The sequence below is a fragment of the Butyrivibrio sp. WCE2006 genome, assembly GCF_000701985.1.
GTDB lineage: Bacteria > Bacillota > Clostridia > Lachnospirales > Lachnospiraceae > Butyrivibrio.
This window is the reverse complement of the sequence record NZ_JNKH01000030.1, coordinates 12,776-28,912: the sequence shown is the minus strand read 5'-3', so window position 1 is coordinate 28,912 and position 16,137 is coordinate 12,776. Positions and strand designations below refer to the sequence as shown.

Below are 16,137 nucleotides of genomic sequence, written 5' to 3'. Positions count from 1 at the left end.
CGGACACAATGTCCGTTTTATACTTATTTACAATCCATAGCATTATATATGAATAATTATATAAAGTCAAAAGTATATTTATTCGTTTATAACATATCTAAAAACTGATATGAATCTTCAGCTCAATAATCACGATAAGCCTGATATTCTCACAGTGCCTGGCATGCTCATCTTCAGTAATACAAAGACTCTATCAGATTGTATTCTTTGTACCTTCTCCGAATACTTCCGCACATGCTGCTTTTAGTGAATCCATATCATCCATGGTATTTATAAGTGCTCTGAACTTTGCTGAACCCGGTAGTCCTGTCGTATACCAGGATACATGTTTTCTCATTTCTCTTATTCCGATGTACTCACCTTTATAACGCAGCTGCAGATCAGCATGGCGAATGACCATTTCGTACATTTCCTTCATGGTCGGTCTTTCTATTACTTCACCGTTTCCAAGATATGATATGACTTCTCTGAAAATCCAGGGATTACCCTCTGCTGCCCTGGCTATCATAACTCCGTCGCATCCGGTTTCATCTATGAGGGCTTTTGCACTTTTTCCGTCAGTGACATCACCATTTCCGATTACAGGAATCCTGACTGCTTCCTTTACCTTTTTTATAATTGACCAGTCCGCATTACCGCTATAATACTGCTCTCTTGTTCTTCCGTGAACAGCAATTGCTGACGCGCCTCCCTCCTCAGCTGCAAGGGCACACTCAACAGCATTTACGCTTGATTCGTTAAAACCTTTCCTGATTTTAACAGTCACCGGTCTGTCAGTCTCATGGACCATAGCCTTCACTATTTTTTCAATCAGTTCAGGATTTTTCATAAGAGCAGAGCCCTCTCCGTTTCCCACAACCTTGGGAACAGGACACCCCATGTTAATATCGAGTATGTCATAAGGCTTTTCTGCTATCATCCTTGTAGCCTCTGCCATTACTTCCGGTTCACTTCCAAAAAGCTGCAGCGATACCGGTCTCTCAGAAGGATGAATCTCCATCATGTTATCTGTATTTCTGTTATGGTAGGTTATCGCTTTGGCGCTCACCATTTCCATACAGACAAGCCCTGCACCCATCTCGCTACATAACAGACGAAATGGCAGGTCGGATACTCCTGCCATCGGTCCTAGTATAATATTATTTTTAATCTCCACATCTCCTATAGTAAGAGGGTGCAGATACTCGTTATATCTAATTCCTTTACCATTAAAGGCATTTGAAGCCCTGTACATATCTAAATCCTTCCAAGCTCATTTTACCCTGGATATTACCCTCACTTTGCGAGGCACTACTCCATTACGATTCCCAAATTCCTGATAGAATTCAAAAATCTGATAAACTGTCAGTGTACTGCAAATTATTTAATCTGTTTTCTTATTCATCTTCTTCGCTTAAGATATCGCTCATATCCTCATGAAGGATCATTGCTCTGTAATACATCTGCAATGCCTCGAACAGATCCTGTCTCTGTCTTCTCACTTCTCCGATTAGCAGGCCCGCACTTATTTCATCATAAGTGATATCCTCTTCGGTTCTGGTGGTTTCCATGGTTATCGTGCCGTCATCTTCAAATTCGATTGTGAAAATTCCACCGGCTTCCTGTGTGAAAAGAACACTTATGATATGGAGCTCCTTCTGTATGCTTTCGGGAATCTTTTTGAAAAGAGGATTAAAGTAGTACTTCATCTCATAGGCATTTGCTCCGCAGAGAATAATTCTTCCACCTGCAGATACGCTGCCAAGAGATCCATCCTCAGTCACAACCTGAATATCTGAAACCTCTTCACCGGTCTCAGCATTTGTGATTTTCCCGGTCTCCTTATTTATGATAAGGCGTCTTCCCTGTGATCTGTCCGCATCAAGGGTATCAGAGTGAAGCCTCTCTTCATCACCGGGGCGCACCTCTTCACTAAAAACTTTTCTTGTTTCTTTATCTTCTTTATTACTCATTTAACGATATTCCTCTTTTTTAACCCGCATCCTACATTCCCGGATCAGTGTTCTGTATTCTCAAACTCATCATTTTTAGGCTTTATCCTCTTATTCTTATCATAAATAATTCTGAGTCCCTGAATAAGAAGGTTATTATCATAAATATCAATTTCATCGCACTCATCTGAAATAAGTCTTCCCAGACCGCCGGTGGCGATGACCTTGACATCTTTAAATCCTGACTCGCGTTTCATCTCATTTATGATGTACTTAGTCTGTCCAATCTGTCCATATACAAGTCCTGCCTGCATTGAACTGATCGTCTCCTGAGCAAGAATACTTTCAGGCTTCCTTATCTCAATTTCCGGGAGCTTTGCTGTATCCTCCCAAAGAGCCTTGGCAGATATTCTGATTCCGGGGCTCACTACACCTGCTACGAAATCCCCGTTCTCATTGATAAGCACATATGTGGTCGCTGTTCCAAAATCAATTACTATTGCAGGACCACCATATATCTCGTGAGCAGCTACTGCGCCAACAACCAGATCCGGTCCGACTTCATTAGGATTTTTAGTAAGAATTCTAATTCCTGTTTTTATACCAGGTCCAACAATGTATGGCTTTTTACCAAGATATTTGATCATGGAATTAACAAGTGCATACATTACGTTCGGAACTACACTTGAAATGATAATTCCATTGATCTCATCCTTGTCGATCCCGTTATTTCTGAGCATGGCGATAATATTGTTACCATATTCATCAGAAGTGTGGGCGGTCTGCGACATCATACGAAATGATCCCACTATGTTTTTGCCCTTTAAGACACCAAATACGATATTAGTATTTCCTACATCTACAGCTAAAAGCATGTAACCCTCCGTGTATTATTATTCATAATTTTACACATATCCGTAAAGTCCTCGTATACTGACTTCTCCGGCATTTATCTCTTCTCTTTTCCCATCGGACCTGACTATTATGAGTGCACCTTCATCAGTCACTCCCAGGGACTTTGCTTCATATTCTCCCTTTGGATCCAATACCCGGACTTCTTTTCCGATATTGATAAGACGTTCCTCGTATTGCTCTCTCAAAGGTGCAAGGTTCTGAGCATCTATATACTGCTCATAATTTTTTTCAAAATGCTTCATACATAAAGCGATCAGCTCAGATCTGTCGATTCTTTTTCCGGTCTCTGATAAAATCGAACCGGCGGTGCTTTGAATTTCTTCGGGGAATAATTCCCTTGGCTGATTCACATTTATTCCTACACCTATAACAACAAAATAATCATTTTGTTCAGGCATCATATGCAGCTCGGTAAGAATTCCGCAGGTTTTTCTTTTATTCAGTACAATGTCATTAGGCCACTTAATTCCTGTCCTGTATCCACTCCCAGTATCTGATGGAGCTTCTTTAGAGTCATCTTCACTTATTCCATTTGCCGAGGCTACATCATCTCTGCATTTTTCAGATTGAGATATTATTTCACAGCTGTCTTTTACCCCGCTGATCACTTCATCTATTCCCTGGGATATGGAAAGAGCCATAACAAGAGTAAGTCCTGATACCTTGTCCATTGGTATTCCTGGGCGAACCATAAGGCTCATGAAAACGTTGTTACCAGCCGGGCTGTCCCAGCTTCTGCCTCTGCTCCCCCGTCCGGCTTCCTGTTTGTCTGCCACCACCAGATATCCCGATGGCTTATCCTCTAACCCTGCTGCCTTAGCCACATTATTAGTCGAATCTATTACAGGATGAAATTCCAGATTTCTTGCCATCCATTCAGTGGTAAGCGCCGCACTGATTGCTTCCTTACTTAGCATTTATAAAAAACCCTCTTTTATATTGTTGCGTACATAACCGCCTTAATTGTATGCATGCGGTTCTCCGCTTCCTGGAATACTATGGACTGAGGAGATTCGAAAACTTCATCAGTAACCTCCATCTCGTTAAGTCCAAATTTTTCCTTTATCTTCATACCTATACCTGTTCCCAGATCATGGAAAGCCGGAAGGCAATGCATGAATACCGCCTGGTCTCCTGCATTTTTCATAATCTCTGCTGTTACGGCATAGGCCTTGAGATCAGTTATTCTCTCTTCCCATACTTCGTCAGGTTCACCCATTGAAACCCATACATCAGTTGAGATTACGTCAGCACCCTTGGTTGCTTCCATCGGATCCTCGCAGAGTTCAATTACTGCGCCTGTTTCCTTTGCTATCTCTCTGCAGGTATTTACAAGTTCTTCATTCTGCCAGTACTTTTTGGGTGCACAGGTTGTAAAATGCATACCCATCTTTGCACAGGCAACCATCAGGGAATTACCTGTATTGTATCTTGCATCCCCCATATAAACCATGTGAATCCCTTTAAGCTTTCCAAAGTGTTCTCGGATTGTCAGAAGATCAGCAAGCATCTGTGTAGGATGGAATTCATTCGTGAGTCCATTCCATACCGGTACTTTTGAATACTTTGCAAGGGTCTCAACTATTGTCTGTTCAAAACCTCTGTATTCGATTCCATCATACATGCTTGAGAGCACACGGGCAGTATCTGCAATACTCTCCTTTTTACCAATCTGTGAACCCGAGGGGTCAAGGTAAGTTGTACCCATTCCGAGATCGTGGGCAGCCACTTCAAACGAGCATCTTGTTCTGGTGCTGGTCTTTTCAAAAATAAGTGCTACATTTTTTCCCCGATACTCATCGTGTAAAATACCGTTCTTTTTCTTTTGTTTAAACTCTTCCGCAAGATCAAGCAGATACTCGATCTCTTCAGGTTTAAAATCCAAGAGCTTAAGAAAATCTTTTCCGTGTAAATCAACCGCCATGATACAACCTCCCCTTTATGCAATAAACTTTTACAGTAATTATAATTTAAGCCTGACCACAGATAAAATCTGCAATCAGGCTTTATTTTAACACAAAATATATTTAAAAAATACTATTACCAGAAAACGTGGGCTCCGATAACCTGTCCATCATGTCCGCCTGCACGTCTGAAGTGAGTAGCAGTTCCGCAGGTTGTCTCTCCTGCAAGTGCGGCATTGGCAGCCTGTATACAGCTGTCAGGAATATTGCCCGCATATACTCTGTCAACAGATCCGTTGAGCGCAGGTGTGAACTGTCCTGATGCATAGATAACTCCGGGGATTGTTCCGGCATAAGCACCACTCTTCACACGGTTCATAACAACAGCACCTACAGCAAGCTTACCTTCATATGACTGATTACCTGCTTCGCAATAAATAAGTGCAGCGAGAAGTCTTGCTTCATCCGTTGATGCTGATACAGCTCCTGTATTCTGTGTAAGCTTGGCTGCAGCCTTTTTAGCTTCTTCCTCAGCCTTCTTCTTAGCTTCCTCAGCTTCTCTCTCTTCAATGGCTTCCATGGTCTCGCCTTCATCGATTCTGAAGTCTGTTGCCACATAATCAGCCTGTACATAACCTGTCTGGTCATTGTAATCAACAGCTATCCAGCCATCACCGGCGTCCTCAACCATATCAACAAAGCTATCGTCTGTAATAACACCCAGAACTTCAGCGTCCTCACTGGCCTCAGCTCGAATGCGAAGAGCATCACATTTACTTGTAACAAGCTGAACTCCTACTTCCTGTGCAAGTGCTTCAGCTTCCTCTCCAAAGAGAAGGTAATCATCCTTAGCCCATCCGATAACATCGCCTGACTGGAGCTTAGTCCATCCATCCTGCTGTTCGATAATCTTACCACCGCAGTCCTTGTAAAGAACTCCGACCTTCTCAGAATCATCATCAGGTGAAATACGGATATTCATAACCTGAGATACATTAGCCATTACGAGTTTTGAAAAATCTGTTGCTTCCATCTCGTCTTCTTCGAACTCTTCTTCATCCATAACCTCATCATTGATGAGCATGGCGAAGTCATGGGCCTTTTCTACATCTTCATCCGATATATCAGTAACTTCTGTCGGATTCAAAAGATTACCTACTCCAACGTCGTTGCTTGTCAAGATACTTGATGTTCTCGCCTGTACGGTTTTGCAGTTAGTTGTTCCAAGCAATGTTGTTGCCATTGCCAAACCTAAAGCTATCTGCATTAACGTGCCTGCTTTTCTCATGATTTTTTGCTTCCTTTTTAAAATTGTTACAAATTGTTAAAACAAAACACTCCACGATTGTAACAAATATATGTTTTTTTGTCAAATAATGAGCAAAATAATCGTAAAAAAGACTCCCTGGAATTTAGGGAGTCCTTGTCATTACTGCGTTTCAAATTTGTTGCATTCTTTTTCACAGAAAAAATTAACCAAATACCGTTTGCAATTTTGGATATTTTTTACAGCTCCTTGCTTCTTTCTATAGCAGCCTGAACCGCATCCATCATTATGCCCCTGAAGCCGGCTTCTTCCATTACTTTTACTGCTTCGATAGTGGTTCCTGCAGGTGAACAGACCATATCCTTCAGCTCACCCGGATGCTTTCCTGTCTCAAGTACCATCTTGGCACTACCAAGTACAGCCTGCGCAGCAAATTCATAGGCCTGCTTTCTGGGCATTCCGCCAAGAACTGCAGCATCTGCCATGGCTTCGATAAAAAGAAATACATAAGCAGGTGATGATCCGCTTACGCCTGTTACCACATCCATCAGATTCTCAGTAACAACGTTTGCTGTTCCGCAGCTTCTTAATATTTCAAGAGCCACATTCAGGTCTTCATCACTGCAAAGATTGTTGGGACATACTGCTGCGCATCCTTCGCCAACAAGCGCAGGAGTATTGGGCATAACTCTTATAATCTTTACAGGCTTTTCGAATTCTTTAGCAATCCATTCGAGGCTCTTACCCGCAGCAATACTGATTATCAGCTTACTGTCATTGATATCATCCATGATGTCTGCTATTGCAACCTTTAAAAATTGAGGTTTTACTGCAAGAAGTATTATGTCTGCATCCTTAGCAACATCTGAATTGTTGTCACGTATCTGTATCCCGAATTTGCCTGCAGCGCTTTCTCTTGCTGCTTCCATCGGATCAGAGCCTATTATATCCTGCGGATCAAATATCCCTTTGGAGATAATGCCTCCCATCAGTGCCTTCGCCATGTTTCCAAGTCCTATGAAACCAATTGTCATACCTTGCCTCCTTATTGTCTTCTCTGTCTTGCCGCTTCAAAAGTTAAAATTGCTGCAGATGTTGCCGCATTCATGGATTCAACCTTCCCAAGCATAGGGATAAGCACATAATCCGTAGCAGCATCAGCAGTTTCCTTCGTAAGTCCGTTTCCTTCATTTCCAATAATAAACGCAGTCGCACCATGGTAATCTATCTGATCATAATTCTTTTTGCCACGAAGATGCGCAGCATAACTGATCACTCCATGCTTATCATTGAGCTCCTTAACTATATCAGGAACTGATTCAACATAAATAAAAGGTACTCTGAAAATAGCTCCCATGGTGGATCTCACAACCTTTGGATTATATACGTCCGCCATGTCACTGCTCATTATGATTCCGGTAACTCCTGCGCCTTCGCCTGTTCTAAACATATTACCGAGATTACCCGGATCCTGTATATTCTCAAGTATCAGAATCAGCGGAGATGCCACACTATTCTCTGAATTACTATCACTCTCTTTGCCAATAAGTATATCCTGAAGATCCCACTTTTTCTGCTTAACAACAGCTATTACTCCCTGCGGTGTCTGGGTGTCAGCCATCTTGCGCATCACATCATCAGATACTTCTTCAAAGCTCACACCGTCATCAGAACGTATTTCTTCTATTATATTGTTGTCGTCTGCAGACAGGTTGGATAAAAAATGTGACGTGGCATAAACTTCTCTAAGCTGATCTATCGGCACTTCTCTTAGCATACGTATCCCTTCGATCAGAAATACCCCGTCTTCTCTTCTGGCTTTGGCTTTTTTAGCATATTCTGCTATTTTCTTAACTCTGGAATTATTTGTGCTGGAAATCATATATCCTCTCATGATACTGAAAAACCTTCCCCCAACGGGGAAGGCTTTTACGTACTTTAAAGCCCATAAGGCTTTCATATTTATAATATCTTACTGATCTCGTACTGATACTCGTTGATGGACTTCTTCATTGCAAGAGCCTCATCGATATCATAGTCTACAAACTGACCATTTCTATATGCTACTACGCGGTTTGTCTTACCTGCAGTAAGGATATCTGCTGCATAGCATCCCATCATTGAAGCATAAACACGATCCTTACAGGTCGGGCTACCACCACGCTGCATGTATCCAAGGATAGAAGCTCTGGTCTCAAGACCTGTAGCTGCCTCGATACGACGCGCCATAGAAGCTGAATGTCCGATACCTTCAGCATTCAGAATGATGTGGTGTGTCTTACCCTTCTTACGGTTATCGATGATGTTATCGATGATACGCTGCTCATTGTAGTCATATTTCTCAGGAAGAAGGATATCATCAGCTCCGTTAGCAATTGCACACCAAAGAGCAATATATCCTGCATGACGTCCCATAACCTCAACGATACTTACACGCTCATGAGATGATGATGTATCTCTGATCTTATCGATAGCGTCCATAGCTGTGTTGATAGCTGTATCAAAACCAATAGTATAATCGGTACATGCAATATCAAGGTCGATTGTTCCGGGAAGACCAATTGTATTGATTCCCTGAGCTGAAAGCTTCTGAGCTCCTCTGTAAGAGCCGTCACCACCGATTACGACCATACCGTCAATGCCGTGCTTTCTGCAGATCTCAGCACCCTTCTTCTGGCCTTCCTCAGTTGTGAATTCCATACATCTGGCTGTTCCAAGGATAGTACCGCCTCGCTGAATAATATCAGCAACGCTTCTACGATCCATATCATAAATTTCTTCATTAAGAAGTCCCATGTATCCCTTCTTAATACCTTTTACCTTAAGTCCATTTGCGAGAGCCTTACGAACAACCGCACGAATAGCAGCGTTCATACCAGGTGCATCACCACCACTTGTAAGTACTCCAATAGTTTTGATTTCTTTTGCCATATCAGGTAATACCTCGTTATTGATAATTCTTTGTCACTTTTTACGCTAATATATTAGCGCAAAACTAAGTAATCTGCAATTGTGAACGACATAAATTTAGCATATTTTTATTAATTCAAACAACCCTTAAGTTCTCCTTGCCAAACTTGTCCGCAAGAACCGAAAGTGTTGAATCATCAGCCTTTACTTTAAGCGACGGGGACAATTTTTTGATCTGCTTTGTGGCCTTTAGGAAAACATTGACCTGATCCCTTGCACCGGGGCCCTTAACAGTTGAGAGCAGCGTTTCTTCAAGAAGTTTTTCATTTTTTGCATAGTCTTCCTTATTTTCAAACTGAACCCACAAAGTTCTGGGAACTTCATCAAACAACTGTATTTTTGAAGCTATGAGCTTGGCGTTTTTATCCTCTTCTGCGCTGACTCTTCCCTGGATAAACACCTTGGCATCTTCATTTAATCTGCCGATATTTCCTTCATAGGTCTTAGGAAAAACTATAACCTCAATACTTCCCACAAGATCCTCCAGCGATATGAACGCCATAAGCTGGTCTTTCTTGGTGTATTTTGTGGTCTTTGCCGAGATAATTCCACCAACAGTTACTGTCTGATTATCTCTGACACTGGTTTCTCCTGTCTCCTCATCAATATAAAAATCAGTAGTTTTTGCAGTTATATATTTTTTCCAGAGTCCTTCATACTCTTCAAGAGGGTGACCTGAAACATAGACATCAAGCACCTCTTTTTCAAATTCAAGAAGCATGTCCTTTTGATATTCGCCCACATCAGGAAGCTTTATCTCAAACTGCTCCTTTACTTCCTGAGGCGCAAAGTCAAACAGTGACATCTGCCCGGCAACGCTGTTTTTATTTTTGTCATGGAGCTGATCCATCATCTTGGCATATACGCACATCATCTGCTTTCTTGTACCGCCAAGACTGTCAAAGGCACCTGCTTTTATAAAGTTTTCAACAGCTCGCTTATTAATTTCGCCGTAAGGCTCCATTCTGCTAAGGAAATCATTGAGGCTCTTAAATGTTCCGCCTGCATTTCGTTCTCTGACAATGGCTTCTATTACCGGTCTTCCCACTCCTTTTATGGATGTAAGGGCATATCTTATGGCTCTTCCGTTCGTTCTTCGCACATTGTTTTCATCCTCTGCGCTATCATTTCTTGCTACGGAAAACCATGCGTATCCTTCATTGATATCGGGAGGAAGCAGTTCGATCCCTGCATTTCTGCAGGTCATAATGTAATAGGATACTTTACTCTGGTTATCAATAACGGATGTCATAAGTGCAGCCATAAATTCAACTGGGAAGTAGTACTTAAGCCATGCGGTCTGCATTGATACGACAGCATAGCAGGCAGCATGTGACTTATTAAAAGCATACTTTGCAAAATCCATCATCGAATCATAGATTCCGTTCGCAACATCAGCAGAAATACCGATAGCTTTACATCCCGGAACGCCCTCTGCTTCATTACCATTTACAAAGTTTTCACGTTCAACTTCCATAACGTGCTGCTTCTTCTTACTCATGGCACGTCTTACTTCATCAGCTCGTCCCAGTGTATATCCACCCATCTGCTGAACTATCTGCATAACCTGCTCCTGATAGACTATACAGCCGTAAGTAGGCGCCAGAATGGATTCAAGCTGAGGAGCTGCGTAGGATATGTTCTGTTTATCTTTTTTACCGGAAATATACTTCGGAATGAAATCCATCGGTCCCGGTCTGTACAGTGATATTCCTGCTATGATATCCTCCAGAGACTGCGGTTTTAGTTCCTTCATAAAGGACTGCATTCCGGCACTTTCAAGCTGGAACACACCTTCACAGTGGCCGCTTCCGATTGCGGCAAGGACCTGTGGATCATCATAATCAATCTTATCCATATCTATGTAGTTATCATCTCCGGGCTTTGCACCAATAGATTCATTGGCAAATCTCGCCGCATCCTTGATAACAGTAAGTGTTCTGAGTCCAAGGAAATCCATCTTCAGAAGTCCCAGTTCCTCAATCGTAGTCATGGTGAACTGAGTTGTCAGGTTTCCTTCTGCAGATCGTGACAAAGGAACCAGATCCTCTGCAGGCTTCTGACATATAACAACACCAGCCGCATGAATTGATGTATGCCTTGGAAGTCCCTCAAGCTTTTTACACATATCTATCAGATGTCTGACCTGTGGATCCGTTTCATACAGTCCTCGAAGCTCAGCATTCATTTCAAGGGCTTTTCCCAGTGTCATTCCAAGTTCGCCGGGAATCATCTTTGCAAGATTATCACCATAGTTATAGGGAAGGTCCAGAACTCTTGCCACATCCCTGATGACTCCCTTTGCCTGCAGGGTTCCAAAGGTTATGATCTGTACAACCTTATCAGCACCATATTTTCTTGTGACGTAGTCAATAACTTCCTGCCTGCGTTCGTATTCGAAATCCACGTCAATATCGGGCATGGATACACGTTCAGGATTGAGGAAACGCTCAAAGAGAAGGTCATACTTAACCGGATCAATATTTGTAATATGTATACAGTATGAAACTACGGATCCTGCTGCCGAACCACGTCCCGGACCAACCGCAATTCCATTCTCACGACAGAAATTGATGTAATCCCACACTATCAGGAAATAGTCCACATATCCCATCCTCTGAATTACAGATAATTCGTAATCCAGCTGTTTTCTGATAGTTCCGTCATCATCGGGATATCTCTCTGCAAGTCCGTCCAGACACAGTTTATTCAGATATGTCCAGGAATCATATCCTTCCGGCACATCAAAATGAGGCAGCTTTGTAACGCCGAATTCTATCTCAACATTACATCTGTCTGCTATCTTCTGCGTATTGTCTATTGCCTCCTGAGCGTAAGGGAAAAGAAGACGCATCTCATCTTCACTCTTTACGTAATACTGACCGCCCTCATATCTCATTCTGTCTTCATCAGTAACCTTTTTACCGGTCTGAATACAAAGAAGAAGATCGTGTGATTCGGCATCCTCCGCATAGGTATAGTGGCAGTCATTGGTTACAACGAGAGGTATATCAAGCTCCTTGGAAAGTGTAAGCAGCGCAGAGTTAACCGCATGCTGCTCTGAAATACCATGGTCCTGCATCTCCAGGAAAAAGTTGCCGTGACCAAAAATCTCATCATATCTCTTAGCTGCTGCCCTTGCAGCATCCATATCGCCTCTGGTTATGGCCTTTGGAACTTCTCCCGCAAGGCAGGCGGAAAGGCATATTATACCCTCATGAAATTCCTCCAAAAGCTCATGGTCTACTCTGGGCTTATAGTAGTAACCTTCTGTAAATCCACGGCTGACAATATGTGAGAGATTCTCATATCCCTTATTATTTTCAGCCAGAAGTACCAGATGGTAATATCTGTTTTCATTAACACCGGCTTCCTTCTCAAAACGGGATCCCGGTGCTACATACACCTCGCAACCTATGATTGGCTTGATTCCTTCTTTTTTAGCGAGTTTATAAAAATCTATAACTCCGTACATGACACCATGATCCGTTATTGCTCCGGCGGTCATGCCAAGTTCCTTTATCCTCTTTACATAATCCTCAACCTTGTTGGAACCATCCAGCAATGAGTACCCTGTATGTACATGTAAGTGTGCAAATGACATGTTTACTCCTCATTTATAACCAAAAGTTTTTATCTGACTCATACCGGTCTGTTTTTCAATACCATTACCAAATCATGCTTAGCATTCTTGAAAGGTACCAGTCAAATATTGAATCAATAATTATCCGACCTGCATACGATAATACTTTGCGTAGATACCGTTTTTAGATAGTAGTTCCTGATGATTCCCCACTTCCTGTATTCCGTCTGAATCAAGAACTATAATCTCGTCCGCATTCCTGATAGTAGAAAGTCTGTGCGCAATAGTAATGGTTGTTCTGCCAACAGCAAGTCTGTCCAGACTCTCCTGGATATACTTTTCAGACTCATTATCAAGAGCACTTGTTGCCTCATCAAGTATCAGTATCGGGGGATTTTTAAGGAAAACACGGGCGATGGCAATTCTCTGCTTCTGTCCTCCGGATAATCTTGCTCCGCGCTCTCCCACAAAGGTATCATAACCGTTTGGAAGCGAAGATATGAATTCATCAAGGTCAGCCTTCTTAGCTGCATCCTTTATCTCCTCAAGAGTTGCATCCTGTTTTCCGTAAGCAATGTTCTCTCTTATGGTCCCATTAAAAAGATACACCTCTTGCTGTACGATACCAATGACACCTCTTAAAGATTTTTGCGTGAGGGTTCTTACATCCTTCCCATCAATTTTTACTGAACCCTTAGTAACATCATAAAAACGGGGAAGAAGTGAGCAAAGTGTAGATTTTCCGCCGCCTGAGGGTCCTACGATTGCCACCTTTTTACCGGCATCAACGTGAAGATTGATGTTATCCAAAACTCTCTCCTCATCGTCATCGTATGAAAAAGATACATTTTCATAATCCACAGTGCCCTTGCAATCTGTCAGCGCCTGTGCATCTGGAGCATCGACGATCTCAGGCATAATATCCATCACATCTCTGAATCTCTGGAAGCCTGCTGCCCCCTTCTGAAGAAGCTCTGTAAACTCAATAAGAACATTTACCGGAGCGATAAATACATTTATGTAAAGAGCATAAACTGCCAGATCCTCTACAGACAAGCTTCCCTGTGCAATAAAAAATCCACCGGATACTATAACAGCTATGTATAAAAGTCCTTCAAAAAAGTTATTTCCGGACTGGAAAAGTGCCATTGTCAGGTAGTTAGCCTTCTTGGAATCAAGAAATGCCTGATTGCTCTTATCAAATTTGCTCTTCTCAATCTCTTCACCTGTGAAGGATTTTACTACTCGTATCCCGCCAAGGGTGTCCTGAAGAGAGGTATTTATTCCTGCAATCTTCTTCCTGTTATCGAAGAAAGTTCTTCTCATTACGCCATTCTGGTTGTATGAAAAGATCGCCATACAAACCACAACTGCTGCCAGGATAAGAGTCATTGGAACATTCATGGTCAGCAGAATCGCAAAGGATCCTATAAGTTTTACTACTGAGATAAAAATATTTTCAGGTCCATGGTGCGCAAGCTCAGATATGTCAAAAAGATCCGATATCAGCTTACTCATCATCTCACCGGTATTATTCCTGTCATAATATGAAAATGAAAAGCTCTCAAATTTCTCAAACAGATCACTTCTCATTCCGGATTCCATTTTGGCACCCATCATATGTCCCTGGTAAGTAACATAATGCTTACAAAGAGCACGAACGGTATACATTATAAGAAGAACTATAGCAAGCCTTACGATACCGGCAATTATCTTATCAGGACTCTCTAAAAAGAGCGTCTGCCTGAGTACCCTGAGGAGCTGCGGAAAAACAAGATCTATCAGCGAAAGAATTGAAGCTGCCACAAGATCAAGTACAAATACACCTATGTATGGTTTGTAATACGGTACGAATTTTTTTAGTAAGTCCATAGTCTTTTCCTTTCATAATCAATATATCATAAAAAACCTCCCTGTAAGTATACCCTTACAAGGAGGCTCATAATTATCAGCTATATAATGGTCTTTTTATCTGTAACCACCACTTAACTTAGAATCAATCAGGCATTAACCTGGCTCTTAAGCTCTTCAGCCTTATCTGTCTTCTCCCAGGGAAGGTTAAGATCGTTGCGTCCAAAGTGACCATAAGCAGCTGTCTGCTTGTAGATAGGGCGACGAAGGTCAAGCATCTTGATGATTCCTGCAGGACGAAGATCGAAAGTCTTACGAACAGCCTCTGTAAGCTTCTCATCAGAAACCTTACCTGTTCCGAAAGTATCAACAAGGATTGATGTAGGCTGAGCAACACCGATAGCGTATGAAAGCTGAATCTCACACTTATCAGCAAGGCCTGCAGCTACGATGTTCTTTGCAACGTAACGGGCTGCGTAAGCACCTGAACGGTCAACCTTTGTGCAATCCTTACCTGAGAAAGCACCGCCGCCGTGACGGGCAGCTCCGCCATAAGTATCAACGATGATCTTACGTCCTGTAAGACCTGCATCACCCTGAGGTCCACCGATTACGAAACGGCCTGTAGGATTGATATAAATCTTAGTATTATCATCAACCATAGCTGCATCTACAACTGCATCGATGACATACTTTCTGATATCTGTGTGGATCTGCTCCTGAGTAACCTTATCATCATGCTGAGTTGAAACAACTATAGCCTCAAGTCTAACTGGCTTGCCGTTCTCATCATACTCAACTGAAACCTGGCTCTTACCATCTGCTCTAAGATAAGGAAGAGTTCCGTTCTTACGAACCTCTGTAAGCTTCTTTGTAAGCTTGTGAGCAAGTGAGATAGCGTAAGGCATAAGCTCCTCTGTCTCATTGGTAGCATAACCGAACATCATACCCTGATCTCCGGCACCGATTGCCTCGATCTCCTCATCAGTCATCTTGTTCTCTCTAGCCTCGATAGCCTTATCAACACCCATAGCGATGTCAGCTGACTGCTGATCAAGAGCAACCATAACTGCACATGTGTTACCATCGAAGCCCTTCTCTGAGCTGTCATAGCCGATCTCTACGATAGTGTCTCTTGCGATCTTGGCATAATCAACAACAGCCTTGGTTGTGATCTCACCTGTGATAAGTGCAAAACCTGTGCAAGTTGTTGTCTCACAAGCAACACGGCTCATGGGATCCTGTGCAAGGCAGGCATCAAGGATAGCATCAGAGATGTTATCACAAATTTTATCGGGATGTCCCTCAGTAACTGACTCAGAAGTAAAAATAAACTTTTCTGCCATTTTAAATTCCTTTCTGCGCTCTTAGCGCTCAAACAAAACATTGAACTTTTTGCTTAAAAAGCAAAAATAAATCCGCTTAGCGACGCCAAGCGGACCTGATATCAGATAATCAAATCCTCTTATTGCTCGCAGATCCTACCGCCAAAATAAAAAGCAATGCGGTATTCGATCACTTACTCACTACGCTCAGGTTGGCACCTTCCGGATGTCCGGGGTTGCCGTGGCTTCACAGATCCTATGTATCTCCACCACTCTGAATAAGAGAAATGTAACAATATGGAATTGTCATATCTGAAAGATACACTACTATATTAATTTGATTCTTGCAAGATGTTTTATAAAAAAAACGAAATAGCAATAATTGAATATT

At 42.2% G+C, this 16,137-nt stretch carries 12 protein-coding genes and 1 riboswitch; all 12 genes read right to left on the bottom strand.

Features of this window, described 5'->3' with window-relative positions:
- Positions 1–193: 193 nt before the first annotated feature.
- Positions 194–1,234 carry a tRNA dihydrouridine synthase DusB gene (dusB, locus tag T501_RS14645; RefSeq protein ID WP_081843182.1) on the bottom strand — a complete coding sequence of 347 codons (1,041 nt, stop codon included), beginning with the start codon at positions 1,232–1,234 and terminating at the stop codon, positions 194–196.
- 142 nt (positions 1,235–1,376) lie between these two features.
- Positions 1,377–1,952: a DUF6145 family protein gene (locus T501_RS22205; protein WP_242845537.1), complete on the bottom strand. Its 576-nt coding sequence runs from the start codon at positions 1,950–1,952 to the stop codon at positions 1,377–1,379.
- Between the two features lie 44 nt (positions 1,953–1,996).
- Positions 1,997–2,806: a type III pantothenate kinase gene (locus T501_RS14635; protein WP_044915622.1), complete on the bottom strand. Its 810-nt coding sequence runs from the start codon at positions 2,804–2,806 to the stop codon at positions 1,997–1,999.
- 30 nt (positions 2,807–2,836) lie between these two features.
- Positions 2,837–3,763 carry a biotin--[acetyl-CoA-carboxylase] ligase gene (locus T501_RS14630; protein ID WP_044915621.1) on the bottom strand — a complete coding sequence of 309 codons (927 nt, stop codon included), beginning with the start codon at positions 3,761–3,763 and terminating at the stop codon, positions 2,837–2,839.
- A gap of 17 nt (positions 3,764–3,780) precedes the next feature.
- A complete protein-coding gene (gene argF, locus T501_RS14625) occupies positions 3,781–4,770 on the bottom strand; it encodes an ornithine carbamoyltransferase (protein ID WP_044915619.1) in 990 nt (329 codons plus the stop codon).
- A 116-nt stretch (positions 4,771–4,886) separates the two neighbouring features.
- On the bottom strand, positions 4,887–6,038 hold the full coding sequence (locus T501_RS14620; protein WP_050008334.1) for a cell wall hydrolase: 1,152 nt from the start codon (positions 6,036–6,038) through the stop codon (positions 4,887–4,889).
- 218 nt (positions 6,039–6,256) lie between these two features.
- Entirely contained in the window at positions 6,257–7,051 is a 795-nt protein-coding gene (gene proC / locus T501_RS14615; RefSeq protein WP_026509118.1) for a pyrroline-5-carboxylate reductase, read from the bottom strand.
- A gap of 11 nt (positions 7,052–7,062) precedes the next feature.
- Positions 7,063–7,899 (bottom strand): TrmH family RNA methyltransferase, encoded by an 837-nt coding sequence (locus tag T501_RS14610; RefSeq protein ID WP_044915618.1) that lies wholly within the window; start codon positions 7,897–7,899, stop codon positions 7,063–7,065.
- Between the two features lie 80 nt (positions 7,900–7,979).
- The gene (gene pfkA / locus T501_RS14605; protein ID WP_026509116.1) at positions 7,980–8,948 is read right to left on the bottom strand and encodes a 6-phosphofructokinase; all 969 of its coding nucleotides are present in this window, start codon (positions 8,946–8,948) and stop codon (positions 7,980–7,982) included.
- Between the two features lie 115 nt (positions 8,949–9,063).
- Positions 9,064–12,591, bottom strand: coding sequence for a DNA polymerase III subunit alpha (locus T501_RS14600; RefSeq protein ID WP_044915617.1), 3,528 nt, complete (start codon positions 12,589–12,591; stop codon positions 9,064–9,066).
- A gap of 120 nt (positions 12,592–12,711) precedes the next feature.
- A complete protein-coding gene (locus T501_RS14595) occupies positions 12,712–14,442 on the bottom strand; it encodes an ABC transporter ATP-binding protein (RefSeq protein ID WP_044915616.1) in 1,731 nt (576 codons plus the stop codon).
- Between the two features lie 128 nt (positions 14,443–14,570).
- Positions 14,571–15,767: a methionine adenosyltransferase gene (metK, locus tag T501_RS14590; protein WP_044915615.1), complete on the bottom strand. Its 1,197-nt coding sequence runs from the start codon at positions 15,765–15,767 to the stop codon at positions 14,571–14,573.
- 170 nt (positions 15,768–15,937) lie between these two features.
- A riboswitch (SAM riboswitch) is annotated at positions 15,938–16,031 on the bottom strand.
- Between the last annotated feature and the right edge of the window lie 106 nt (positions 16,032–16,137).